The following is a 21,591-nucleotide window of genomic DNA, read 5'->3' on the forward strand; positions in this document are numbered from 1 at the left end:
CGTTCGGTCGTACGGCGATTGCGATCGCCGGGAGGAGCTGACGAGACGCCCATGAGCACACCGGCGCCACAGCAGATGCGAGCCCCCGTCAGGGACGCCGGAGACGAGGCGGGCATCACGGCGGTGTACCGCCGGTGGGGGCCGCTGGTGCACGCCCTGGCCCAGCGCGCGCTCGGCGACAGCCGCGAGGCGGAGGACATCACACAGCAGGTGTTTCTCGCCGCATGGCGCGGCCGGTCCGGTTACCGTCCCGAACTCGGCAGTCCGGCGGCCTGGTTGACGGGGATCGCCCGGCACCGGATCGCGGACGCGCTCAGCGCGCGCGCCCGACGGGCGGCGCTCGTCCAGGGTGCGGGGGCTCAGTACGCCACCATGGACCACCGGGCGAACGAGGACATGGAATCGGCGGTCGACCGGACGCTGATGACGCAGGAGTTGGCGAGGCTGCCGGGCCCGCAGCGGGCCGTGTTGCGCATGGCGTTCTACGAGGACCTGACCCATCCGCAGATCGCCGAGCGCACCGGGTGGCCGCTGGGCACGGTCAAGAGCCATGCCCGGCGCGGCATGCGCAGTCTGCGCCTGCGCCTGGAGGACGTACAAGGCGGCCGGTGAGAAATTCTCGGGCGCGGGTGCATCCATGCAGCGGGCTTCCACGGAAGTAGGAAGTGGCTCGTCGTGACCGTTCCCTGAGCCTGAGGTCGGCAGATCCGCCCGGACCCTGCCTCCTGTCGGCCTCAGCGGAGTCGGTGCCGCTGAGGCCGTCGTCGTTCCCCTCGAAACGGCGACCGTGCGGGCTGTGGGTGGCGCATGTGTCGGTGGCGCCGCCCACAGCCGGCGACGCACTGCTCAGGGCTCACTGCTCAGGGCTCACTGCTCAGGCGGCGTATCCCTTCGGCGGGATCAGGGTGGCGAGCTGGTCGAAGGAGAGCCAGTAGACCTGGTTGCCGCCGAAGGAGGCGGGGTCGGCGATCAGGACGGTGCGGTTCGCGTCGTCGTAGCCGATGACCGTGAAGTAGTGGTAGATCGTCTGGTCCGGCGGATAGCCGGGCGGCTGGTTGCCGGGTGGGGCCACGATGTTGGTCACCAGCGGGTAGTTGTTGCCGATGTCCAGGACGATGTCGTTCCACAGCAGGTCCTTCTGGGCCTGGGTGGGCGGATCGTTCGGCATCTCCTTGGTCTCGTACCAGCCGGTGCCGAGGTTGGCGTTGAGCACGCCGGTCACCTGGCTGATGTGATCGGTGCCCGCCTCGGTGGTGCCGAGCTGCTCGGCCAGCGCACCCTGGCCGGGCGGGGCGATCCGTGCGGACAGGGCGATGCGGGTGGCGGCGGGTCCGCACCAGTAGCCGGTCTCCTGAACCTGGTAGTCGACCGGGAGCGTGTGCGCGCTCTTGGTGCGCGCACCGCCTACGCGCAGCCGGGTGCCGGGCTCGTTCTGTCCGCTGACGACCGCGGTCCCGGCCTTCGAGCCGTGTCCGAGGACGGACACGCTGTGCGGGGGTGCGGGTTCCGCCCGGGCGGCGGCCGGGGTGGCGAGGGCGCCGACCGCTGCCACGGCGATCGCTGTGGAGACAAGTCTCTTGCGCATACGGGCTCCTGGGGTGAGGTGCAGCGTTGAGAGGTGGGAGGTGCGTAGGACGCTGAGTGGCCGGGGCGGCCGGGATCAGGGAATCGGCGGGACCGTGGGCCCCTCCTGGGCGAGCAGGTCGCGGGCGAACTGCTCCCACTGCGCGTAGCGGTCGGGATGGGCGGAGACCTGGACGGCCTGGCAGACGTCGCCCGGGGGCATGGTCTGCCAGCCGTCGATCTGGATGAGCCCCGGGTTGCTGCCGAAGGGGGCCACTCCGTAGAAGGACTTGGAGGAGGTGGCGACGTCGGTGATCTGCTCGGGTGTGCCCCAGCCGGTGCTCGGGCGCTGTTGGAAGATCCCCAGGGAGTCGTGGTCCACCGGCGTCAGGTAGTTGACGAACTTCGACTCCTGCATGGCGGTCATCAGTGCGATGACCAGGCCCTGTTCGGGGATCTGCGCGCCCTTGCCGACCCCGATGACGGTGCGTGCGTTGGCGAGTTCCTCGGGCCCGAGGTCGGCAACTGTCCGGAAGGTTTGCCGCAGTTCGGCGTCGGACGCCTGCTGCAGGGCTCTGGCGGTCGCACTGTCGACCGAGCCGGTTCGTGGCAGGCCGTGACGCTCCTGGAACCACTTCAGGCCGTGCCCGGAGGATGCCACGGAGGCCGTGGGCGGCGCGGAGGCCTGGGCGGTGCCGGGCACGGCGCAGAGAGTGCCGGCGACGGCGAGCGAGGCGGCCACGGCCGCGCGGCGGGTGAGGGTACGAGTAGTGCGCAACGCCACTCCTTCTTCGGGTCGTCGTTGCGTTCCCTCGTGCCGCGCGCGGGAGTTCACACATGGACGCGCGTTGAACGGCGCGCGCAGGACGGGGTGTTGGGACGCAACACGGTGGGGGGATGCGTGTGCAACAGCCCGGCCAGCTTCCTTGCATGCCCATGCCAGACGCAATCGATGAAAGCCCAGACTTACGACCCGCAGCTGCGCAGCAGCGCGCGTCCTTCCGCCGTGGCGACATGGAGCGAACGCCCCGCTCTGCGGACCGTGGTCAGCAGGCCCGCCGTACGCAGCACCTTGACGTGCTGACTGATGGCCGGGTGGGTGACCGCCAGGAGGCGGGCGAGCTCGACCGTGGACGACCCGGTGCGGGCCGCCCTGAGCACGGCGGCGCGCGTGTGCCCGATGAGGGGCCCCAGGGCGCCGTGGTCCGGACGGTCGGCGGGTGCGGGATCGTGGGTCCAGTCCATGGCGTGGTCTATGGGATAGACCAGGACAGGCGGCAGTGCGCCGTCGGCAAGCGTGACGGGTGTGGGCCAGCAGAAGAACGAGGGCTGCAGGGTGAGGCCTCGCCCGTCGAGAAGCAGCTCCTGATCGACCGGATAGTCGACCTCCAACACCGGTGGGCGCCAGCGCAGTTGAGGCCCGAGCTCGGCTAGCAGCCCGTCGGTTCCGCCGTCGAGGAGGCTGTGCAGGCGGATGATGCGGTCGGCGTCGATCTGGGCGTGGATGCGGGGCCAGAACGGTGCGAGCGCCTCCAAGTGGTACGTATGGAGCGCTTGCCCCAGCTGCCGGAGCGCGGCGGCGTCGCCTTGCGCCAGCGACTTCGTCCAGCCCGGCAGCCGACGCGATGCGGCCACCCGCGTCAGATCGGTGCGCAACCGCTGCAGGGGGGTGCGCACGAGGGTGTCGACCGCCGCGTGGAGCGTCTCGCCTTCTCCATGGGCGGGGGTGAGGAAGTCCGGAGAGCAGCCGTGCGGCGGCAGGAGGGGCGAAAGGAGTCGGCAGCTGTCCGAGAGACGCGGCCTGGCCCACCGCCGCCATTCCCCGAACACCCTTGCCCCGTCCCGCCGTTGCAGCGTTTGTACGCTGTTGCTGATCTCCCAGAGGAAGTCAGGCCCCGAGGCGACCCGTACCCGCGCCAGGTCCTCGGCCGTGAAGTACACCCGCAACATGGTCCACCTCTCCCCCGTGTGCCCCCTCGCCACCGCGCGTCAGGCCTCCAGGCGATCGTCGCGGGGCAGTTGCTGTCAAGCCGCCCGTGGCTGCCGACGCGGTTGCGGGCCCCGCAACCGCGTACCCCCGTCAGTCATAGTCACCGGACGGCAGCGGCCAGGTCCGCACTTTCGTCGTGAAGGAGGCGTCGGGACACACTCTGCTCCAGGCCGATCGGAAGTGTTCGCGCCTCCGTGCGTCCATCCCCGCGAAACGGCAACGCAAGCGGCGGCCCTGACGGAAGTGGAGGTGCAGGACGGCTGACCCGTCGCCAGGAGTGTCAGGCTCCTGAAAGGGCGTGATCACCAGGTGCACACGGCTGACCGAGGCCGCCGGGAGCTCCACGGTCCGCCCGACGGCCCTCCGCAGTCTCAAGGCCGACCGATCGCCGGGGACCACGTGCACCTCGACGACGGAACGGCTGTCACGCACCCAGTGAAGGGCCACCGGCAGCCCGACGAGCAGTAGGCAGCCCGTGACCACGGTGGCGACGAGGGGTTCGTCGGCGGCGAGCAGCAGCCCGACGACACCGAGGCCCACTCCGACCGTGACCGCGGCGCGCAGCATCCGGTGCCGCAGATGCGCAACCCTGTCCGCGGCACGCCAGAGGACCTCTCCGCTCGCGCCGTCAGCATCGACATCCTGGTTTTCCCGCATGCCGTCATGATGACCGCGGAGCCTGGCCGCACCAATGGGGCCGCAACCCTCAAGTTTTGCTCTGAAACGGTGAGGGAGAGGGGTGTGGGCTCCCGCCGTCGGGCACCACAGCCGAAAGACACGGTGTCCGAAGGGGGTGGGGGCATGCGGATGCACTTCAGGCGGGCCACGACGGCGGCGGGAGCACGGCGGGCCCTTGGTGTGTACGACGTCGCGTATCTGGCGGGTGGGCCGCGGCGGGTGGTGGAGTGCGCGGTGGTCGCGATGGCCGAGCGGGGGCTGCTCAGGCTCAGGGCTTCGCGCATACGCGCGGTGGACGGGGAGTTGCCCGAGCATCCGGTCGAGCTCGCCCTGTTCACGGCGTGCCCGGACAGCAGCAGCGCGGCATCCGTGTGCGCGGACCTGCGGGAGTCCCCGGAGGTGGCGGAGATCGGCGACCGGCTCGCCGACTGGGGCCTGGGACCCGGGGCCGGCACCAGCTGACGCGGGCCGGCAGGCTGCGGCTCCGGACGGCTGAACAGGACGGGAGCCTCCCGGTGTACGTGTGCGGCGGTCCCGAGGTGCTCCCGAAGGGGACGGTCCGACGCGGTGTCATGGAGGCGCAGTTGATTCCGTCCGGTCTCGGCCGGGCCATGATCCGCATGGGCAACGCCCTGGACCATGGCCCGGGCTCCGATCACTCCGACTCGGGTTGTGGAGGGGCCGGAGGTGGCGGAGGTGGCAGGGGCGACTGAAGTCGCCCCGTGCTACGGCACGTTCAGGACGAAGTCGAAGTCCGCCTCCTTCGCGTTTTGGACAGTGCGTACGTTCATGAGAAGCCGGGCGTCGAAGATCGGGTCCGTGTTGTTGCGCGGCTCGCCGGGGAAGTACAGCTGGGTCGTGAGGACCGGGCGTCCCGGAGCCTGCACCTTGACGTGCAGGTGCCGGGTGCGTCCCGGGTAGAGGCCCGGCACGATCGTGGTGAGCGTGAACGCCCCGTTCGCGTCGGTGAATTGGTGGCCCCTGAAGCGGAACCCCGTGTTGTCGTACGTGCCGTAGGTGTCGGCCTGCCAGAAGTCCATCAGGACCCGGGGTGTCGGCCGGCAGGCGCGTCCGAAGACGTAGCCGGTGACAGTGAGTCGTATGCCCGGTGTGCCGGGCTGGAGGAGCGAGGTGCGCCGGGGCGAGTTGGGTTTGAAGTACGGTCCCTCCATCTGCGGCGGCGTCGGGTCGTCGCCGTCGTCGCAGGCCGGGGTCGCCTCCGGCACCACGCCCCGCTCCCCGGCGGTCCGGGCCAGTGCGGGAACACCCATGAGGGCCACGGGCAGGGACATGCCCACCGCGGCGGCCGCTCTCAGGACGGTCTTGCGGCTGGGACCGCCGTCGCGACGTCCCTCCGGCCGACCGGTCCCGCCGTCGTCGCCCGCGCCGTCGTCGCCCATGCCGTCTCCGGTCGTGCCGTCTCCGGTCGTGCCGATCTCGCGCTCCATCACTCCTCCTGAAGGGGGTGGGGTGGGTTCCGGATCGGCTCCGAAGCTATGCGGAGGGCCGTGCGCGGGCGATGGACTCAAGTCGGTGGTCGTGGTGAATATCGCCACCGCCGCGCCGGAAGTCCCCGGGGCTCGCGCCGGTCTCGCGGCGGAAGAAGCGACAGAAGTAGGCGGGGTCCCCGAAGCCGACCCGGGCCGCGACCTGACGGACCGACAACTCCGTGCGCAGAAGCAGGCGTTTGGCCTCGTGCACCCGCGTCTGCCGGATCAGTTCGCCGGGCGTGCGGCCGGTGGACGACTTCACGGCCTCGCTGAGGTAGCTCTCGCAGACGCCCAGGTGCCGCGCGCACGCGCGCACGGACCGCAGGGAGCCCTCGGGGGCGCCGAGCAGGGTCACGAATTCCGCGGCGACGGAGCCGGACCGCGTGCGCGGGGCGGGCGGGGCCGCCGCCGTTTGGTGTGCGGGCAGCCGCGCCGCCCGCACCACGAGGACGTGCAGCAGGGCCCGCAGCACGCTGTGGAACCCGTCGGCCCCCGCACGGTACTCACCGTCGAGCTCGGCCACGAGGCGCGCGGTCCGGTCGGCGGCGTCGTCGCGTAATTCGAGCCACGAGCGCGCCCCGAGCCCTCGCAGTGCGTGGCGGTCCGCGGGGTGGTCCAGGAGGAAGTCGTCGGTGAAGAGGATGACGCTCCCCTCGAGACCGGTGACGTTCTCCCAGTGGTGGACCTGTCCGGGGGCGATGAAGCACAGGTTCGGCGGACGCAGCGCGAAGCGGGCGAGATCGACGACGTGTCTGCCGGTCCCGCCGGTGACGTGGACGATCTCGTGGAAGGTGTGCCGGTGCGGGAATGCCGCACGCGACATCGGCCCGATGGTGTCGAAGGTGCCGATGGCGAAGGGCAGCGCGTTGGGCATGGGAACTTCCAGGCGATGCGTCGGCATGCCCTCCTCGCCGGGTAGACCGCTGTTCCCCTCGCCGGGCAGTACCGTCGTGCCACGCATGCGTACGCTCCTCACCACGACCGGAGGCTGGTCCAGACCAGCTGACTCCCTCACCTTGGCACGCGCGGTCACCGGCGGGCAGAGGGCGGCCACGCTCCGCCGCTGAGCCGGGAGCGGCTCCCGGCGTGACAATGGTGGTGCGGAACACGCCCGCCGTTGCGGAGAGGCGGCCCACGGATGCCGTACATAACAGTCACCGCGCTGAGCCACCCCGGACTCGTACGCGATCACAACGAGGACAGCCTGGCCGTCGGCCCATGGACGCTGTGCGGAACGATGACCGAGAACCCGCAGACCCTGGGCTTCCCGCTCGGCAACCCCCTCGTCGTCGCGGTCGCCGACGGTATCGGCGGTCAGCCGGGCGGCGAGGTGGCCAGCGGCCTCGTCGTACGGCAGCTGGCGTCGATCGGGCCGTCCCTTGACAGCGAGCAGGCCGTTCATGACGCGCTGAACGCCTGCAATCACGCCGTGTACGCGGCCGCCGAGCAGGATCCGGAGCTGACGACCATGGGGACGACGGTCGCGGGTGTCGTGCTCCTCGGGAAAGAGCTTCTGGTGTTCAACGTCGGCGACAGCAGAGTGCTCGACGTGAGCCGCAGCGGCGCCGGCGGCACGCTCCGCCAGGTGAGCGTCGACGACAGCCCGCCGCCCGCGCCCGGCCGTCGCACCACGTCGATCGTCACGCAGGCGCTCGGCGGCGCGCTCCGGTTCAGCGCGATCACTCCGCACGTCAGCACGTTGCCGCTGGTCGGGGGTGAACGCTTCTTGGTGTGCAGTGACGGCCTGACCGACCCCGTGCCCGAGGACACTCTCGACGAGCTGCTCGCGTCCCACGACGGCGGCCGTGCGGTCTTCGAACTGTGGAAGGCCGCGATCGAGGCCGGCGGCCCCGACAACATCACGCTCGCGCTGATCACGGTCGTCGACGAGGACTGACCCGCGTGGTTCGGCTGTGCCCGGTGAGAAGCGGGGGTCCGTTGATGCGATCCCGTACGCTCGGCGGATGGCGAAGTATTTTGACGTGCACCCCGAGAATCCCCAGCAGCGGAGCATCAGCACCGTGGCCGACAGCATCCGCTCCGGTGCGCTGATCGCGTATCCGACGGACTCCTGTTTCGCGCTCGGCTGCCAGCTGGGCAACCGCGACGGCCTCGACCGGATCCGGAAGATCCGGAACCTCGACGATCGCCACCACTTCACCCTGGTGTGCGAGAACTTCGCGCAGCTCGGGCAGTTCGTGCACGTCGACAACGACGTGTTCCGTGCGATCAAGGCGGCCACGCCGGGCAGTTACACCTTCATCCTGCCCGCGACGAAGGAGGTGCCGCGCCAGCTTCTGCACCCGAAGAAGAAGACGGTCGGTGTCCGGATCCCCGATCACGTCGTCACGCAGGCCCTGCTCACCGAGCTCGGTGAGCCGCTGCTCTCCAGCACCCTGCTCCTGCCCGACGAGGAGGAGCCGCTGACCCAGGGCTGGGAGATCAAGGAACGCCTCGACCACGTGGTGGACGCCGTGGTCGACTCGGGCGACTGTGGCACGAGCCCGACCACGGTCATCGACTTCTCCGGCGGCGAGGCCGAGATCGTGCGCCGAGGGGCGGGCGACACCTCGCGGTTCGAGTAGCCGCCGGGGGTCAGCCCGTGAGGCCGGTGACCCGCATCGTGATGTTCAGGCGCCCCGATGTCAGTCCGGTTGCGGGGTCCGCGGTGCCTTCGTGGACCTTGGGCACGCCGTGGAAGACGTAGCGCGAGGGGCCGCCGAAGACGAACAGGTCGCCGGAGGCCAGTTCGATGTCGGTGTAGGGCTTGGTGCGGGTCTCCGTGTTGCCCACGCGGAATACGCAGGTGTCGCCGATGGACAGGGAGACCACCGGGGCGGATGACCGCTCGTCCTTGTCCTGGTGCATGCCCATCCTGGCCTGCCCGTCATAGAAGTTGACCAGCGCCGTGTCCGGGGTGTAGTCGGCCGCGGCCGACGGGTCGCCGTCGCCGTACGCCGCGGTGAGTGCCCGGCGGCCGAGGTCGACCATCCAGTCCGGGAACGCGGCGACCCGGCGGCCGTTCACGTCTCCGGCGGTGCGCGTGTACCGGTACGGCTGCCAGTGCCAGCCCACGCACACCGTCTGCACGGACATGACGCCTCCACGCGGCAGCTCGGTGTGGCGGATCGGCACCGGCCCTGTGGCCCACTCGCGGCACGCCGTGACGAGTTCGCGCTGCTGGTCCGGGGTGAGCCACTCCGGCACGTGTACGGCGCCGGGGGCGACCTCTCTGGTGGGGCGGGGGATCAGGGCGCTCACGAGGTCCCCTCGGCGGCCAGGTAGGTGGTGACCCAGCGGTGGCGTACGTCCCAGGTGGCGCCGTCGGCGGTGGCGCCACGCAGGCCGTGCAGGACGTCGTCGCCGGCGAGTGCGGGGACGCGGGAGTCCTGGAGGGAGGCGAAGGCGTAGGTGCGGGCCGGGTCCCAGTCGGTGGAGTGGCGCAGGCGCCGGGCCAGCTGGGCGAGGCCGAGCGGCGCCGCGGCCATGACCCAGGCGTCGGGGATCTCCGCGGTCAGCCGGTGCGCGGGGCGCAGCCAGGACGCGGCGGTCTCGGGCCAGCTCACCGTGGTGAGGACCGTGCCGCCGCGCGCCGTCCACACGGCGGCGAAGGCTTCGGCGGCGGCGCGGGAGGCCGGGTCGCGGCTGTGGCCGATGGTGACGGTCTCGATGCGCGCCTTGGGGAAGGTCAACAGGCCGACGAGAGCTGCGAGTTCGGCTTCGGTGTGTGCGGCGGGGACGGGCAGGTCCGCGTGGGCGGCCGCCTCGGCGGCGCCGATGAGGGGCGAGCGGGAGGAGGCCCGTTCCTTGAGGATGCTCATGGTGTGCCGGTGCTTTCTGGGTCTGCTTTCCAGCGAGCGTACTGAGCGGGCAGGCAGACCGCACAGGGACGGTATCCGGCCGTGACGGCGGTGGCCTCGTCGGCGAAGAACACCCGGTGGGCGGCGTAGGGGCCGCGGACGACGGCCCGCAGCGCGGAGGGGCAGTCGAGGCGGCCGTACAGGCGCCCGCGACGGTGGCCGCCGAGCGTGCCCGGCATGTCACTTGGGTAGGGCTTTCCGTCCGGGCCGCACAGCGTGTACGTACGCGGACGGCCCGGCCCCCCGGCCGGGGAAGGGCTCACGCCGCGTCGTGGAAGACCAGGCCGAGTGTGTGCCGGCGCCCGGAGCGGACAGTGCTCACGCCGTGCCGCATCGGTCCGGTCGACCAGCCGCGCTTGGAGGCCACGGGCCGGTCGCGCGTCGTGAAGACGAGACCATGACCTTGCGGCACAGTGGTGGACGATCCGCGCGACTGGGCGCGGGGGCGCTGCTCGGTCATGATGAACTCGCCGCCGGTGAAGTCGGCTCCCGGGACGTCGAGCCCGATGACGACCTGGAGCGGGAAGAGCATGTCGCCGAAGACATCGCGGTGCAGGGCGTTCCAGTCACCGGGTCCGTAACGGAGCAGGATCTGGGCGGACTTGGCCTGCCCGGCCGCGTGGCACATCTCCACCCACTCCCCCAGGCTGTCGGGCCAGGGAGCGGGCTTGCCGAGCCTTGCGGCCCAGTCGCGGGCGATGGGCAGCAGGCGGGGGTAGAACGACTCGCGCAACTCGCGTACAACCTCGGGCAGTTCATGGGTGAAGTAGCGGTACTGGCCGGAGCCGAAGCGGTAACGGGCCATGTCGATGGTGCTGCGGAAGCGGTCGGTCTCGTCGTACAGGGCGGCGATGTCGCGGCAGGTTTCGGGGGTGAGGAGTTGGCCGGTGAGGGCGTGGCCGTGCTCGTCGAGCTCGGCGGCGAGTGCGTCCCAGTCCTCCGCCGCGACGCGTTCGCCGACGCGGGCGCCCGCCGGGTGAGCGGTGTCGATCATGATGAGAGGTCCTTCGCGGTCGTGCGGGTCAGACGAGGGTGGGCTGCAGGGCGCCCTCGTGGGTGAGGAGGTGGACCTTGCGCTCCACTCCGCCCGCGTAGCCGCGCATGGAGCCGTCGGCGCCGATCACGCGGTGGCACGGGCGCACCACCAGCAACGGATTGGCGCCGATCGCGGCGCCCAGGGCCTGGACCCGCCCGCGGTCCACGCCGATACACGCCGCGAGCTCGCCGTACGTGGTCGACGTGCCGTACGGGATCTCCTCCAGGGCGCTCCAGACGCGCCGCTGGAAGTCCGTACCGCTCGGGGTGAACTCGATGTCGAAAGCGGTGAGTTCACCGGTGAAGTAGGCGGCCAGCTGGCCTGCGGTGTCCACGAAGCGGTCGGGCTCGTGGGTCCAACTACCATGCACGGCGGCTGCGTTCCTCTGCCCGGGCATGGACAGTGACGTCAGCGTGACGCCGTCCGGCGTGGGCTCGCCCACGAGCAGCAGCGGCCCGAGCGGGCTGTTGACGGTGGTGTGGACGGTCATGGGGTGACTCCCTTTTCCTTGCTCTGCTTCCACCTCCAACAGTGCGATGGCGCGAGCCCGGATGCTGGCGGGAATCGGACATCGCGCTGAGGTATCGCGGCTGCCCGCCCGCACCCGGCTGCGTCGCCCCTGCCGCACGGAGCCTGGCGGCAGATGTTGGCGACTGCTACCACCCGAGGCCAGAGGGACCTTCGCGCACCCACCGGACACGCCCTAGTCGCGATCGTTGATCCCCGGCTCGATGACCTCGTCCAGGACCTTTCGGACCGCTTCGTACGCGGAGGCGAAGATCTCCGCTCCCAGCGCTTCGTTCGGGTCGTCCGTCTTCGATGTGTCGGACTGCGTCTTCCAGTGCCGCTCCTCCTGCTGGGCCCAGGCCCGGGCTCGCTGGATGCGGCGGAGCAGTTCGTCGGCGTCCACGGCGTCAGTCATGCGGGGAATCTACCCACCGAAGCCCCGCACCAGCCGGGCGACCCGAGACTTCCGGGATCTCCTTCGGCGGTGCAACCGGGGTTCGCTGCCGCCTGCGCGTCATGCCCACTCCGACGAGTACGACCATCATCCCCGCGGCCACCCGGAAGCTGAAGGCCTCGTCGAGCACGATGGCGCCCAGTGCCACGGACACCACCGGCAGCAGATACCCGACGGTCGCGGCGTTGGTCGCGCCCTCGTCGGCAATGATCCGGTAGGTGAGGTGGAAAGTGATGCCCGTGGCGAAGATCCCCAGGATGGTGACGGCGACCAGGGTCGTGGGGGCGACGTGGACCGTCTCCAGGCCGCCGACCGGCAGGGCCAGCGTCGTCAGGCCCGTCGCCGCCATGAGTTGGGCGGCGGAGAGGGACAGGGTGGGCGTGCCCTTCCCGACGAGGTGATGCCCCATGTACGTGAAGCCGACGGCGTAGCTCGCCGCCGCCCCCACGATCGCGAGGGCGCCCCAACTCGTCAGCCCTGACTGCTGCCACGGGGCGAAGATCAGTGACGTGCCCGCGAAACCGAGGAGGAGCCCGGCGAGGCGGACGGGGCGAAGGCCTCGTTCCGTGCCGATGGCGAGGCCGATCAGGACGGACCACAGCGGCGTCGTGGCGTTCAGCGCGCCCGCCACCCCGGAGTCGACCGTCTGCTGCCCGACGCTGAAGAGCCCGAAGGGCAGGGCGTTGCAGAAGAAGGCGGCGACGAAGATGTGCTTCCACGTCGCGCGGCCCCGTGGAAGGCGACCGCGCGCGATGACGAGCAGGACCGTCAGAGTCGCCGCCCCGAGTGCGCAGCGCAGGAGGGTGACCTGCACGGGAGACAGTCCCTCCAGGGCCAGTTTGATCCACAGGAAGGTCGATCCCCAGAGGAGGGCGAGTACGCCCACCCTTGCCGCTGCCCACGTTCCCCCGGGGACGCCGTTCACAGTTGCTCTCCTTGTTCGCCTGGTTCGCCTGGTTCGCCGCACTGTGGCCATCGGGCCGTTGTCAGTGAACGATGCCGTCGCCGACCTGAAAGGACAAGCAAAGAGTTTTGAACCTTCGTTAAGCTCAGCTACATCCGCTAGGGCTACTTCAGGACGCTCACCCCGTTCGCCGTCACGATCGCGGCGATGGCCAGCCACTCCAGCCAGTCCAGGGACTGGCCCAGGACGACCATGCCCACCAGGGCCGCGAGGACCGGATTGACGCTCATGAAGATTCCGAAGAAGCGGGCGTCGACCCGGCGCAGGGCGAGCAGGTCGGCGAGGAACGGGACCGCGGAGGAGAGGATCCCGGCGGCGGCCGACCCCTCGACGCCCGGGATGCGGGCTCCGACCGTGCGGTTGAGCAGGATGTACGAGGCCCAGCAGGCCGCGGCGAGCAGACCGAGCGCGATGCCGACGTAGTCCGTACTGGGCTGCGGGCGGGCCAGCGCGACCACCGCGGCCCCCGCCACGACAGCGCAGCCGAGGTCCACCGCACGGCGGGAGGCGGCAAGCGCGACCGTCAGCGGGCCCAGGAACTCCAGGGTCACGGCGAGGCCGAGGCCCACGCGGTCGATCGCGGAGTACAGGGAGAGATTCATGGTTGCGAAGACCGCCGCCAGGCACAACAGCGGCCACCACTGTCGCCAGGTGAAGGCGCGCACTTTGGGCCTGCCCACCGTCAGGAGCACGGCTCCCGCGACCCATTGCCGTACGGCCACGACACCCGCGGGACCGATGACGCCGAACGCCAAGGCGCCTGTGGCAGCGCCGACTTGGTTACACAAGCCACTGCCGAACATCATCACCATGCCCGAGAGGCTGCCTCGGGAACTCCGCGCCGGATCACCGGCAGACTCCGGGGCGCCCCGGACGGCGGCGGGCACGGCTTGGCTCTGGGACGTTCGCATGCACCGCAGGATGCGTCACGCGCGCACATACGAGAAATGCATGCGAGCGCCCATCCATACGCTCTGGTTATCCAAGTGCTCCGGTCATCCATACACTGAGGCGATGGATCTGGAACTGCGGCATCTGCGCTGCCTGGTCGCCATCGTCGACACCGGCGGTTTCACCGATGCCGCCGCCGAGTTGGGTGTCTCCCAAGCGGCGGTCTCCCGCACCCTCGGCGGACTCGAGGCAGTGCTCGGGGTGCGCCTGCTGCACCGCACCAGCCGGAGCATCACGCCCACGACGGCGGGGGTGCAGGTGCTCGCCCGGGCCCGGCACCTGCTCGCGGAGGCCGACGACCTCATCCGCGAGGCGACCACCGGACACACCCGGCTGCGCATCGGCCACGCCTGGTCGGCGATGGGCCGGCATACGGCGGAGTTCCAGCGCCGTTGGGCCGCCGGACACCCCGACGTCGAGCTGTACCTGATCCGGACGAACTCCGCGACCGGCGGCCTCGCCGAGGGCCTGTGCGACCTCGCCGTCGTCCGCACCGCCTTCGACGAGACCCGTTTCGCCAGTGCCGTCGTCGGTCACGAGCGCCGCTTCTGTGCCCTGGCCAGTGATGACCCGTGGGCCAAGCGGCGCTCCATCCCCCTGGCCGACATACGGGACCGCACGCTCCTCATCGACCGGCGCACCGGCACCACCACCGCCGAGCTGTGGCCCGAAGAGGCCCGCCCCCCAGTGGAGTACACCCAGGACATCGACGACTGGCTGGCCATCATCGCGTCGGGCCGCTGCGTCGGCCTCACTCCGGAGAGCACCGCCAACCAGTACCGCCGCGACGGCGTCGTGTTCCGCCCGCTGCGCGACGCCGACCCCATCGCCGTCCGTCTCATCTGGCGCCGCCACGACCCCCATCCGGTGACGCACGCCGCCGTGGCGCTCCTGACCGATCTCTACCGCAAGTGAGGCGGGCGGACCGTCCGTGCCGAGCTGCAGCAGATGCGCCTCGGCCGCGTCCGTCCGCCCTGGCACACGGGCGGGCAGGTCGAACCCCCAGCGGGTCATGAGGTCGCCGCATGTGTGGAAGTCGTCGAGCGCGGCGTAGGTGCGCCCGGCGGCGCACGGCCCTCATCAGGGTGGCCGCCCGCTGATGGGGACTGCGCGCGGGGGTGCGCACACACCGCTCGGCTTCCCCCTGCCGGGCGCGGGCGCGCACGGAGCCGGGAAGCCCGGGATGTTCGTACGCCATCCAGGACCGGAGGCAGTCGAGCCGGCGCGAGGACTTCCCGTCCGGCTGTCCGCAGGCCTCGGTGCCGGTGCCGCCCCGCTCGGCGGCGCCGAGTATCTCCCGGGCCGGGTCGACCTGGCCGAACCAGAGGAGGTGGCCGACCAGTTCGCCCGTGTCCACGGGAAACGCGTGCGGTATTGCCGGTGGTGCGGGAACCAATGGAATTTCACACGGCCCTGGCGGGCTCGCGCGAAGGGGCGGCGGAGGTGGCGGAGAAGAGCCGTGACGACTGAACCGACAGGAGGACTGGCGCGATCGGCACGGCCGGTCGGACGGGGTGTGACTGATTCGTCGCCCTCGCACACCCGAACCAACACCCCCTGCTCAAGGTGGTGTTGCTGTGGCAGACTGCGGCGATCCAAGCGTCTCGCAGCAGCAACGGAGTAGTCATGACAGCAGGTGCGCCCAGGCCGACGATCGACACCAGCAAGCCGCATCCCGCGCGCGTCTATGACTGGCTGCTCGGCGGCAAGGACAACTACCCCGTCGACGAGGCCGTGGGCGAGGCGCTGCCGCTCGAGGCGAAGGACGCCGCACGGCAGAACCGCGCGTTCATGCACCGCGCGACCGCCTGGCTCGCCGCCCAGGGCGTGGACCAGTTCCTCGACATCGGCACCGGCATCCCCACCGCGCCGAACCTGCACCAGATCGTCCAGGACATATCTCCGTCGGCGCGGGTCGTCTACACCGACAACGACCCCATCGTGCTGCGCCACGCGGAGGCACTCCTCGTCAGCAGCCCCGAGGGGATGACCGACTACATCCAGGCGGACGTCCGCGAACCCCTGGAGATCCTCGAACACGCCCGCGGCCTCCTCGACTTCGGCCGCCCGATCGCCCTCTCCCTCATCGCGCTCATGCACTTCCTGCCCGACGACCAGGACCCGTACGGCATCGTGAACAGGCTGGTGGGCGCCCTGCCCTCCGGCAGCCACCTGGTGCTCTCGCACGCCTCGTCCGACATCTTCCCCGAGCTGGCCGAGCAGGTCACCGCCGAGTACGCGAAGGGCGGCATCAAGCTCGGCTTCCGGACCCGTACCGAGGTCGGCCGCTTCTTCGACGGACTCGACCTCGTCGACCCGGGCCTGGTGACGGCTCCGGAGTGGTTCAAGGACACCGCGCGGCCACAGGCGGAGGACAGCGGGATCTACGCGGCTGTGGCGCGCATCCCCTAGTTGCCGGCGAACAGATCGAGCAGGCCCTGCGGCGCGTCGTCGCGGAAGCAGCGGACGAGGCTGTCGGCGGACTCGGCGGCGGCCTTCTCGCTGCGCGGGAACAGCGCCTCTTCGTAGGCGGCGAGCGCCGCTTCAGTGTCCCCGGGATGCGCGTCAATGGCAGCCGCGAGTTCGGCTCCGTCGAACATGGCGAGGTTGGCGCCCTCCCCCGCGAAAGGTGACATGAGGTGCGCCGCGTCGCCGATCAGCGTGACGCCCGGGACCCGGTCCCAGCGGTGGCCGATCGGCAGGACGTGGATCCGGCGGGGGATCAGCGGGCCGTCGGCGTCGGCGACCAGCGCCTGCAGGCTCTCGTCCCAGTCGGCGAAGTGCTCCAGTACGGCGGCCTTGGCCGGGCCGGTGTCGTCGGCGGTGAAGTCGACGGTCGAGATCCAGTCCTCGGTGGCCTTCAGCGCGGTGTAGATGTGCAAGCTGCCGTCGGACTCGCGGTGGGCGAGGAAGCCCTTGCCCTCGCCGAGCGCGAAGAGCATTCCGCCGCCCACGACGGCGGCACTGTCCGGGTGGCGTACGTCGGCGTCGACGAGGTCCGCCTCGACGAAGGAGAGGCCGGCGTAGACGGGAGTGGCGGCCGAGACGAGCGGGCGGATCCGGGACCAGGCCCCGTCGGCGCCGATCAGCAGGTCGGTGGTGAAGGCGGAGCCGTCGGCGAGGGTCACCTCGTGGCGAGCGCCACCGAGCGCACGCGCCCCGGTGATCTTCGCGCCCCAGTGCACGGCGCCGTCGGGCAGCGAACCGAGCAGGAGATCGCGCAGTTGGCCGCGCTCGACCTCGGGGCGGCCGCCGTTGCCGTCGTCTTCCTCCTCCATGCGGACCACGGCGTCCTTGTCGAGGACGCGCATCGCCTCGCCACCGGGGTGGATGAGCGCGCGGAACTCCTCGTACAGATCGGCGGCGCGCAGAGCGGCCTGCCCGGATTCCTCATGGATGTCGAGCATGCCGCCCTGCCCGCGGGCGGCCGGTGAGGCCTCCAGGTCGAACAGGGCGGCCTCGATGCCGTGGACGTGCAGGACGCGGGCGAGGGTGAGGCCTCCGAGTCCGGCGCCCACGATGGCGACGGGGTGATGCGTGGTCATGGCGATGCTCCTTGGTGGGGTCTCGGCGTACGGCTCCGGACGGCGCTCAGCTCCGGGCGCCGTCGGCCGGCAGAGGCGTGTGCAGAATGCCGTTGATCAGCGTCCGGAAGCCCCAGGAGAGCCGGGCCTCCGGCCGACCGGACAGAAGCTCGGCGGCCAGCCCGGCGACGTGCGGATGCGTCTGGTCGGACGCGTCCCGCAGGGCCCCGGCGAGCGTGTCCCACTCGTCCCGGGCTTCGGCGGCCCGCTCGCCCGGGGCGTGCTCGGCGGCGGTCGCGGTGGCGTACTGGAGCAGGAGGTCGACGCCCCAGGCCGCCTGGCCGGGCGGGACCCCGCCCTCGTCGAGCAGGGCGAGCAGGGTCTCGATGAGACGCAGGTAGTGCTCGCCGCTGGGCCGGGCCACCAGCGCGGCCTTCGCGAGGCCGCGGTGGCGAAAGAGCACCGCGGTGTAGGAGGTGAGCACCTTCTCCAGGCGCTCGCTCCAGCCGCCCCCCGCCAGCGCCGCCTCCACCGTGCCGAGGAGCTCGTCCAGGATCGCCGCGTGCAGTTCGGCGGTGTTGCGGACGTAGACGTACAAGGAGGCGGGCCCGGTGTCGAGCTCCTGGGCAAGACGGCGCATGGTCACCTTGCCCAGGCCCTCGGCGCCCATGATCTCCACGGCGGCGGCCACGATCCCGGACCGGGTCAGGGCCGGCTTCGCCGGGCGCTCGCGGCGGCTGCGCGGGGCTTTTGAATGAGCTGTCATACGACCAGCATAACGAACATGTTCGTGACGAGCGCGTTCGGAGCGAATGCGTTCGTCACCGGGCCTCCGCTTCGAGACGCCCACGCTCCCGCGGAACGGTGACGTCCTCGCACCCAGGAGCTTGATTGACGATCAGCGAGGGCGGGCATCACCGAGGGGCAGGATCGGCCGCGCAAGACATGCCGCGGCCCCGGTGAGCGGATGTCGTCGCGAGCAGCCGGTTGTCCCAGGGGAGGGAAGTGAGTCGCCATGCGTGCGCACAAGCGCGCCCATCGGCACGTCGCCCGCGTTGAGTACGCACTGCCACAGGAAGCCGCATCGGCCGGCCAGGCGCGGAAGTTGACCTCCGCGTTCCTCAGTCGGCCGCGTCGGCACCTGACAGAAGTGGACGCCGAGCGGGTGGACGACGCCACGCTGATCGTGTCCGAACTCGTCGCCAACGCCACCCAGCACGGCCGCAGTTCCTGCCGACTGCGCCTGGAGGTGTCCGACGACAAGGTGACCGTCGAGGTCCACGACGCGAGCCCGGTCGGCCCGCGCGTGCTCAAGCCGAGCACGGAGCGGGACAGCGGACGGGGCCTCGCCATGGTGCGACACCTCGCCGCGCGCCTCGAGGTCGTCGGCAGCGGCCGACGCGGCAAGACCGTTCGGGCGGTACTCGCCTAGGGCCGTTCGGGCGGTTCTCCCCCCGGCGGCGCCGCGCACAACGGCCCCGGCCGCAACGTCCTCGCAACCTTGCCCGGAGTTGGATGGGGCCATGACCGATACTCCACGCGTGGAGCTGACCCCTGCCGCCGCCGATCTGGTGCGGCGGCTGCGGGCGGCCCACGGCCCCCTGATGTTCCATCAGTCCGGCGGATGCTGCGACGGCAGTGCGCCCATGTGCTATCCGGAGGGCGAGTTCCGCACCGGCGACTCCGATGTGCGCCTGGCGTCGCTGACCGTGGAGGGGGTGGCGGAACCGGTCACCTTCTGGATGTCGAAGAGCCAGTACGACGTGTGGAGCCACACTCGGCTGATCGTGGACGTGGTGCCGGGCCGGGGCAGCGGCTTCTCCCTCGAAGCCCCGGAAGGCGTACGTTTCCTCATCCGTTCCCGATTGGTCGGCACCTAGCCACCGGCCCTGCACCCGTCCGGCGCTGCCCTCTGGTGCACTTTCTGACCGACCCTCAGACTGAGGCGGTCGGTCGGCCAGCAGACTTCAGGGGGCACGGTGGCAGCACGGGGCAAGCACATCCTGGGACGGTTCAGAACGGCGAGAGCGACGCTCTCGGTACTGACGGCATGCGGAACGCTGGCCGGTGCGGCTCTGATGGGAGCGGCACCGGCCGGCGGCGTGGAGGCGGACGAGGAGACGGCGGCGTCGCGGATCGCGCCGGGCGTGGAGTACCGGCAGTTCGACATCCCGGCCTCCCACGGCACGGCCCGCGCACACGTACTCGACGTCGATCTGAGCGATCGGCGCATCGGCGTCGATCTGCTCTATCCGGGTGCGGTGGGCGCCCGCTCCATCGTCTCCGCGCTCGCGGACGGGGCGGGGGCGGTCGGCGGGATCAACGGCGACTTCTTCAACATCTCCGAGACCCAGCATCCGGGCGTCGAACCCACCGGCGCCCCCGTGGGCCCGGCGGTCGCACATGGCAGGGCCCTCAAGGGGGCGGTGCCGAACGGCCAGCGCTTCGGGCCCGCGATGCCTCCCGGGGTGACGACCGAAGCCGTGCTCGGCGTGGGCTCCGACCGCCGGGCCCGCATGGACGACCTCCGCCTCGACGGCGAAGTACGGACCAAGGAGACCCGGTTGCCGCTCGGCGGACTCAATCAGTACGCCATCCCGGTAGGTTCCGTCGGCGCGTTCACCAGCGACTGGGGCAGCACCTCGCGGGTGCGCTCCACCTGCGGCACCGACACGAACCGCGGCGCTCCCTGCAGCACGGACACCCATGAGGTGACGGTGCGCCAGGGCCGTGTCGCGGCGTCAGCAGGCACACCCGGCAGTGGTCCGGTGCCCCGAGGCACCACCGTCCTCGTCGGCCGCGAGGCGGGCGCCCAAGAGCTGCGGAAGCTTTCGGTCGGCGACCGGGTTCAGGTCAGCCACCGGTTGGTGGCGGCCGAGTCCGGCACCCCTTTCCGCTTCGCGCTGGGCGGCTTCCCCGTCCTGCGTGACGGCGCCCCGCTGCCCGGCCTCGACTCCGCCACATCGGCCGTGCGGACGGCGGCCGGGATCTCCGACGACGGCCGACGCCTTCTGCTGCTCTCCCTCGACGGCTCCCCCGAGTTCCGTTCCGGACTGACCATCGCCGAAGTCGCGGAAACCCTGCAGGGGTTGGGCATGCATGACGGCTTCAGCCTGGACGGCGGCGGCTCCTCCACCCTGGCCTCGTCCACCACCCTGGTCGCGAGGGCCCCGGGGGCAGAGGCCGTCACCGTGCGCAACAACCCCAGCGGCGGCGTGGAACGCGCTGTGCCGAACGGCATCGGCGTGTTCTCCCGGAGCTAGCCCCCTACGAACACCCCACCGTCACGGCTGCAGGCCGCTGACGATGTCCGCGGCGGCCGTGACCCCGTTGTGGATGGTCGGCGCCATGCTCGAACTGGCCAGATAGAAGCCGAGCAGCGCACAGACCAGGGCGTGCGAGAACTTCAGCGCGCCGTTGCGCAGAAAGACCACCGCCAGGATCACCAGCAGCAGCACCACAGAGACCGAAATGGCCATGGGGACAACCTCCTCCGCCACGTCAACACCGCGGCTTTCGGCCGAGTGTGGCGCAGCGGAGGGGCCGTCCGGGCGACCGGCATGTCCTCCGAACGGGTGTTATGTGCCGGGGCGTTGCTTCAGCGGGCCGGGGCCTACCGCCCGTGGGCGTCGAGGAACGCCTCTAGCCCCGCCAGGTCGTCCGTGTTCAAGTGATCGACGCCGGCGGCGAGCAGCTCGCCCCACACCGCGTCGCGCGCCGGACCCGCCAGGTCGGGCGTCGCCCAGAAGCGGACGCGCTGACCGCGCTTGTGGGCGGTGGCGACGATGCCGCGCAGCTTGTCGCGCTCGGCGGCGGGGATCGCGCCGACGCCCTGCCAGCCGAAGTTGAGTGTCCAGTTGTCGCTGATCAGCGGGATGAGCGAGGCGGGCGCCGGGCCGCCCAGGTCGGCGAGGCGGCCGTCGTAGAAGGCGCGGCGCTCGCGCTGGGCCTCCATCGGCACGCGGGCGGCCCGGTCTCCGGAGATCACCGCCGTCACGGGTCCGCGGCGCACCTTGCCGTGGGAGTACGAGGTGAACAGGTTCCGGTAGCGCCGCAGGTGGCGGTCGAGCTCCAGGTACGTCGCCGCGCCCTCGGTCTTGATGTCGATCAGGAGCTGGAAGGCGGTGCGGTGGTAACCGCGGTACACGGAGCCGTGGTTGGCGCGGACGCGGGCAGCCAGGGGGTCCAGGTAGAGCGATTCGAGCGTACGGGTGGGGTCGAGGTCGATCGGGTCGTGCGCGACCAGGAGCTGTCCGTCGACGAGGTAGATGTCGGCCTCGACGCTGCCGAATCGGTGGTCGAGCGCGTCGAACAGGGGCCGGGGGTGTTCATAGTCGTTGTGCGCGTGGGCGCGGATGAGAGGGCGGGGGTGGTGCCCTCGCTCGCTTGCCCGAGCGTACGCGGGGACGGCTGCGGTGCCGGCGAGTGCGGCACCGATGGTGAGGGCTCTACGACGGGTGACGAGTGCCACAAAGACTCCCGGAAAGGGCAAGAGGACGACGGGCGGGCCTCAGTGAGTATGAGGCCATGCTCGTGTCAAGAAACCCCTTGGCGGCGGGAGTTGGCGCTATCGA

Annotated in this window: 26 protein-coding genes and 1 pseudogene; 9 read left to right on the forward strand and 18 right to left on the reverse strand. The window is 71.0% G+C overall.

The features are described from left to right. Positions 1 to 51: 51 nt before the first annotated feature. Positions 52 to 612: an RNA polymerase sigma factor gene (locus tag ACZ5WE_RS08785; protein ID WP_467684387.1), complete on the forward strand. Its 561-nt coding sequence runs from the start codon at positions 52 to 54 to the stop codon at positions 610 to 612. 262 nt (positions 613 to 874) lie between these two features. Here the strand turns inward: ACZ5WE_RS08785 and ACZ5WE_RS08790 are convergent, their stop codons facing one another. The 4 genes from ACZ5WE_RS08790 to ACZ5WE_RS08805 form a co-directional block, all read right to left on the reverse strand. Continuing rightward, positions 875 to 1,585 carry a C39 family peptidase gene (locus tag ACZ5WE_RS08790; protein WP_467684385.1) on the reverse strand — a complete coding sequence of 237 codons (711 nt, stop codon included), beginning with the start codon at positions 1,583 to 1,585 and terminating at the stop codon, positions 875 to 877. A gap of 75 nt (positions 1,586 to 1,660) precedes the next feature. Continuing rightward, positions 1,661 to 2,341 carry a peptidoglycan-binding domain-containing protein gene (locus ACZ5WE_RS08795; protein WP_467684383.1) on the reverse strand — a complete coding sequence of 227 codons (681 nt, stop codon included), beginning with the start codon at positions 2,339 to 2,341 and terminating at the stop codon, positions 1,661 to 1,663. Positions 2,342 to 2,529: 188 nt separating this feature from the next. Further along, positions 2,530 to 3,513, reverse strand: a complete 984-nt coding sequence (locus ACZ5WE_RS08800; protein ID WP_467684381.1) for an ArsR/SmtB family transcription factor — start codon at positions 3,511 to 3,513, stop codon at positions 2,530 to 2,532. A gap of 130 nt (positions 3,514 to 3,643) precedes the next feature. Further along, the gene (locus tag ACZ5WE_RS08805; protein WP_467684379.1) at positions 3,644 to 4,210 is read right to left on the reverse strand and encodes a hypothetical protein; all 567 of its coding nucleotides are present in this window, start codon (positions 4,208 to 4,210) and stop codon (positions 3,644 to 3,646) included. Between the two features lie 144 nt (positions 4,211 to 4,354). Between ACZ5WE_RS08805 and ACZ5WE_RS08810 the strand changes: the two genes are divergently transcribed. After that, entirely contained in the window at positions 4,355 to 4,693 is a 339-nt protein-coding gene (locus tag ACZ5WE_RS08810; protein WP_467684377.1) for a TIGR04222 domain-containing membrane protein, read from the forward strand. A gap of 266 nt (positions 4,694 to 4,959) precedes the next feature. Here the strand turns inward: ACZ5WE_RS08810 and ACZ5WE_RS08815 are convergent. After that, positions 4,960 to 5,631 (reverse strand): annotated as a pseudogene (locus ACZ5WE_RS08815) (dioxygenase family protein); the annotation flags it as partial. 94 nt (positions 5,632 to 5,725) lie between these two features. Continuing rightward, positions 5,726 to 6,682 carry a helix-turn-helix transcriptional regulator gene (locus ACZ5WE_RS08820; protein ID WP_467684375.1) on the reverse strand — a complete coding sequence of 319 codons (957 nt, stop codon included), beginning with the start codon at positions 6,680 to 6,682 and terminating at the stop codon, positions 5,726 to 5,728. Between the two features lie 177 nt (positions 6,683 to 6,859). On the opposite strand from ACZ5WE_RS08820, the gene ACZ5WE_RS08825 reads away from it, so the two are divergent. Both ACZ5WE_RS08825 and ACZ5WE_RS08830 read left to right on the forward strand, forming a co-directional pair. Next, positions 6,860 to 7,618: a PP2C family protein-serine/threonine phosphatase gene (locus ACZ5WE_RS08825; RefSeq protein WP_467684373.1), complete on the forward strand. Its 759-nt coding sequence runs from the start codon at positions 6,860 to 6,862 to the stop codon at positions 7,616 to 7,618. Between the two features lie 67 nt (positions 7,619 to 7,685). Next, the gene (locus tag ACZ5WE_RS08830; RefSeq protein WP_367038942.1) at positions 7,686 to 8,306 is read left to right on the forward strand and encodes an L-threonylcarbamoyladenylate synthase; all 621 of its coding nucleotides are present in this window, start codon (positions 7,686 to 7,688) and stop codon (positions 8,304 to 8,306) included. 10 nt (positions 8,307 to 8,316) lie between these two features. Here the strand turns inward: ACZ5WE_RS08830 and ACZ5WE_RS08835 are convergent, their stop codons facing one another. The 8 genes from ACZ5WE_RS08835 to ACZ5WE_RS08870 form a co-directional block, all read right to left on the reverse strand. Further along, the gene (locus ACZ5WE_RS08835; RefSeq protein WP_467684371.1) at positions 8,317 to 8,982 is read right to left on the reverse strand and encodes an alpha-ketoglutarate-dependent dioxygenase AlkB family protein; all 666 of its coding nucleotides are present in this window, start codon (positions 8,980 to 8,982) and stop codon (positions 8,317 to 8,319) included. Then, entirely contained in the window at positions 8,979 to 9,542 is a 564-nt protein-coding gene (locus ACZ5WE_RS08840) for a type 1 periplasmic-binding domain-containing protein (protein WP_467684370.1), read from the reverse strand. Before ACZ5WE_RS08840 ends, ACZ5WE_RS08835 begins: the two co-directional genes overlap by 4 nt. After that, complete coding sequence (locus ACZ5WE_RS08845) at positions 9,539 to 9,760, reverse strand: Ada metal-binding domain-containing protein (RefSeq protein ID WP_467684368.1); 222 nt, start codon at positions 9,758 to 9,760, stop codon at positions 9,539 to 9,541. Before ACZ5WE_RS08845 ends, ACZ5WE_RS08840 begins: the two co-directional genes overlap by 4 nt. A gap of 80 nt (positions 9,761 to 9,840) precedes the next feature. Beyond that, positions 9,841 to 10,575: a 2OG-Fe(II) oxygenase gene (locus tag ACZ5WE_RS08850; RefSeq protein ID WP_467684366.1), complete on the reverse strand. Its 735-nt coding sequence runs from the start codon at positions 10,573 to 10,575 to the stop codon at positions 9,841 to 9,843. A 28-nt stretch (positions 10,576 to 10,603) separates the two neighbouring features. Next, the gene (locus tag ACZ5WE_RS08855; protein ID WP_467684365.1) at positions 10,604 to 11,107 is read right to left on the reverse strand and encodes a methylated-DNA--[protein]-cysteine S-methyltransferase; all 504 of its coding nucleotides are present in this window, start codon (positions 11,105 to 11,107) and stop codon (positions 10,604 to 10,606) included. 213 nt (positions 11,108 to 11,320) lie between these two features. Beyond that, positions 11,321 to 11,539 carry a hypothetical protein gene (locus ACZ5WE_RS08860; RefSeq protein WP_467684363.1) on the reverse strand — a complete coding sequence of 73 codons (219 nt, stop codon included), beginning with the start codon at positions 11,537 to 11,539 and terminating at the stop codon, positions 11,321 to 11,323. Then, positions 11,532 to 12,503: a DMT family transporter gene (locus ACZ5WE_RS08865; RefSeq protein ID WP_467684361.1), complete on the reverse strand. Its 972-nt coding sequence runs from the start codon at positions 12,501 to 12,503 to the stop codon at positions 11,532 to 11,534. Before ACZ5WE_RS08865 ends, ACZ5WE_RS08860 begins: the two co-directional genes overlap by 8 nt. Before the next feature lie 143 nt (positions 12,504 to 12,646). After that, positions 12,647 to 13,453 carry an EamA family transporter gene (locus ACZ5WE_RS08870; protein ID WP_467684359.1) on the reverse strand — a complete coding sequence of 269 codons (807 nt, stop codon included), beginning with the start codon at positions 13,451 to 13,453 and terminating at the stop codon, positions 12,647 to 12,649. 103 nt (positions 13,454 to 13,556) lie between these two features. Here ACZ5WE_RS08870 and ACZ5WE_RS08875 point away from each other — a divergent pair, with 103 nt between their 5' ends. Together ACZ5WE_RS08875 and ACZ5WE_RS08880 are read left to right on the forward strand one after the other, a co-directional pair. Further along, complete coding sequence (locus tag ACZ5WE_RS08875; protein WP_467684357.1) at positions 13,557 to 14,408, forward strand: LysR family transcriptional regulator; 852 nt, start codon at positions 13,557 to 13,559, stop codon at positions 14,406 to 14,408. A 711-nt stretch (positions 14,409 to 15,119) separates the two neighbouring features. Next, positions 15,120 to 15,905, forward strand: a complete 786-nt coding sequence (locus ACZ5WE_RS08880; RefSeq protein WP_467684356.1) for an SAM-dependent methyltransferase — start codon at positions 15,120 to 15,122, stop codon at positions 15,903 to 15,905. On the opposite strand, the gene ACZ5WE_RS08885 is transcribed toward ACZ5WE_RS08880, so the two are convergent. Together ACZ5WE_RS08885 and ACZ5WE_RS08890 are read right to left on the reverse strand one after the other, a co-directional pair. Further along, positions 15,902 to 17,038: an FAD-dependent oxidoreductase gene (locus ACZ5WE_RS08885; protein WP_467684354.1), complete on the reverse strand. Its 1,137-nt coding sequence runs from the start codon at positions 17,036 to 17,038 to the stop codon at positions 15,902 to 15,904. The genes ACZ5WE_RS08880 and ACZ5WE_RS08885 overlap by 4 nt on opposite strands. Before the next feature lie 46 nt (positions 17,039 to 17,084). After that, the gene (locus ACZ5WE_RS08890; RefSeq protein ID WP_467684353.1) at positions 17,085 to 17,783 is read right to left on the reverse strand and encodes a TetR/AcrR family transcriptional regulator; all 699 of its coding nucleotides are present in this window, start codon (positions 17,781 to 17,783) and stop codon (positions 17,085 to 17,087) included. Positions 17,784 to 18,032: 249 nt separating this feature from the next. Between ACZ5WE_RS08890 and ACZ5WE_RS08895 the strand changes: the two genes are divergently transcribed. From ACZ5WE_RS08895 to ACZ5WE_RS08905, 3 genes are all read left to right on the forward strand, one after another. Next, on the forward strand, positions 18,033 to 18,449 hold the full coding sequence (locus tag ACZ5WE_RS08895) for an ATP-binding protein (RefSeq protein ID WP_467684351.1): 417 nt from the start codon (positions 18,033 to 18,035) through the stop codon (positions 18,447 to 18,449). 91 nt (positions 18,450 to 18,540) lie between these two features. Next, the gene (locus ACZ5WE_RS08900; protein WP_467684349.1) at positions 18,541 to 18,897 is read left to right on the forward strand and encodes a DUF779 domain-containing protein; all 357 of its coding nucleotides are present in this window, start codon (positions 18,541 to 18,543) and stop codon (positions 18,895 to 18,897) included. A 198-nt stretch (positions 18,898 to 19,095) separates the two neighbouring features. Then, the gene (locus tag ACZ5WE_RS08905; protein ID WP_467684347.1) at positions 19,096 to 20,280 is read left to right on the forward strand and encodes a phosphodiester glycosidase family protein; all 1,185 of its coding nucleotides are present in this window, start codon (positions 19,096 to 19,098) and stop codon (positions 20,278 to 20,280) included. Between the two features lie 21 nt (positions 20,281 to 20,301). Here the strand turns inward: ACZ5WE_RS08905 and ACZ5WE_RS08910 are convergent, their stop codons facing one another. Beyond that, entirely contained in the window at positions 20,302 to 20,496 is a 195-nt protein-coding gene (locus ACZ5WE_RS08910; protein ID WP_160503040.1) for a hypothetical protein, read from the reverse strand. A gap of 134 nt (positions 20,497 to 20,630) precedes the next feature. Further along, positions 20,631 to 21,488 (reverse strand): phosphatidylinositol-specific phospholipase C/glycerophosphodiester phosphodiesterase family protein, encoded by an 858-nt coding sequence (locus tag ACZ5WE_RS08915; protein ID WP_467684345.1) that lies wholly within the window; start codon positions 21,486 to 21,488, stop codon positions 20,631 to 20,633. Positions 21,489 to 21,591: the final 103 nt, after the last annotated feature.

Source organism: Streptomyces sp. NPDC033180, from assembly GCF_055577645.1.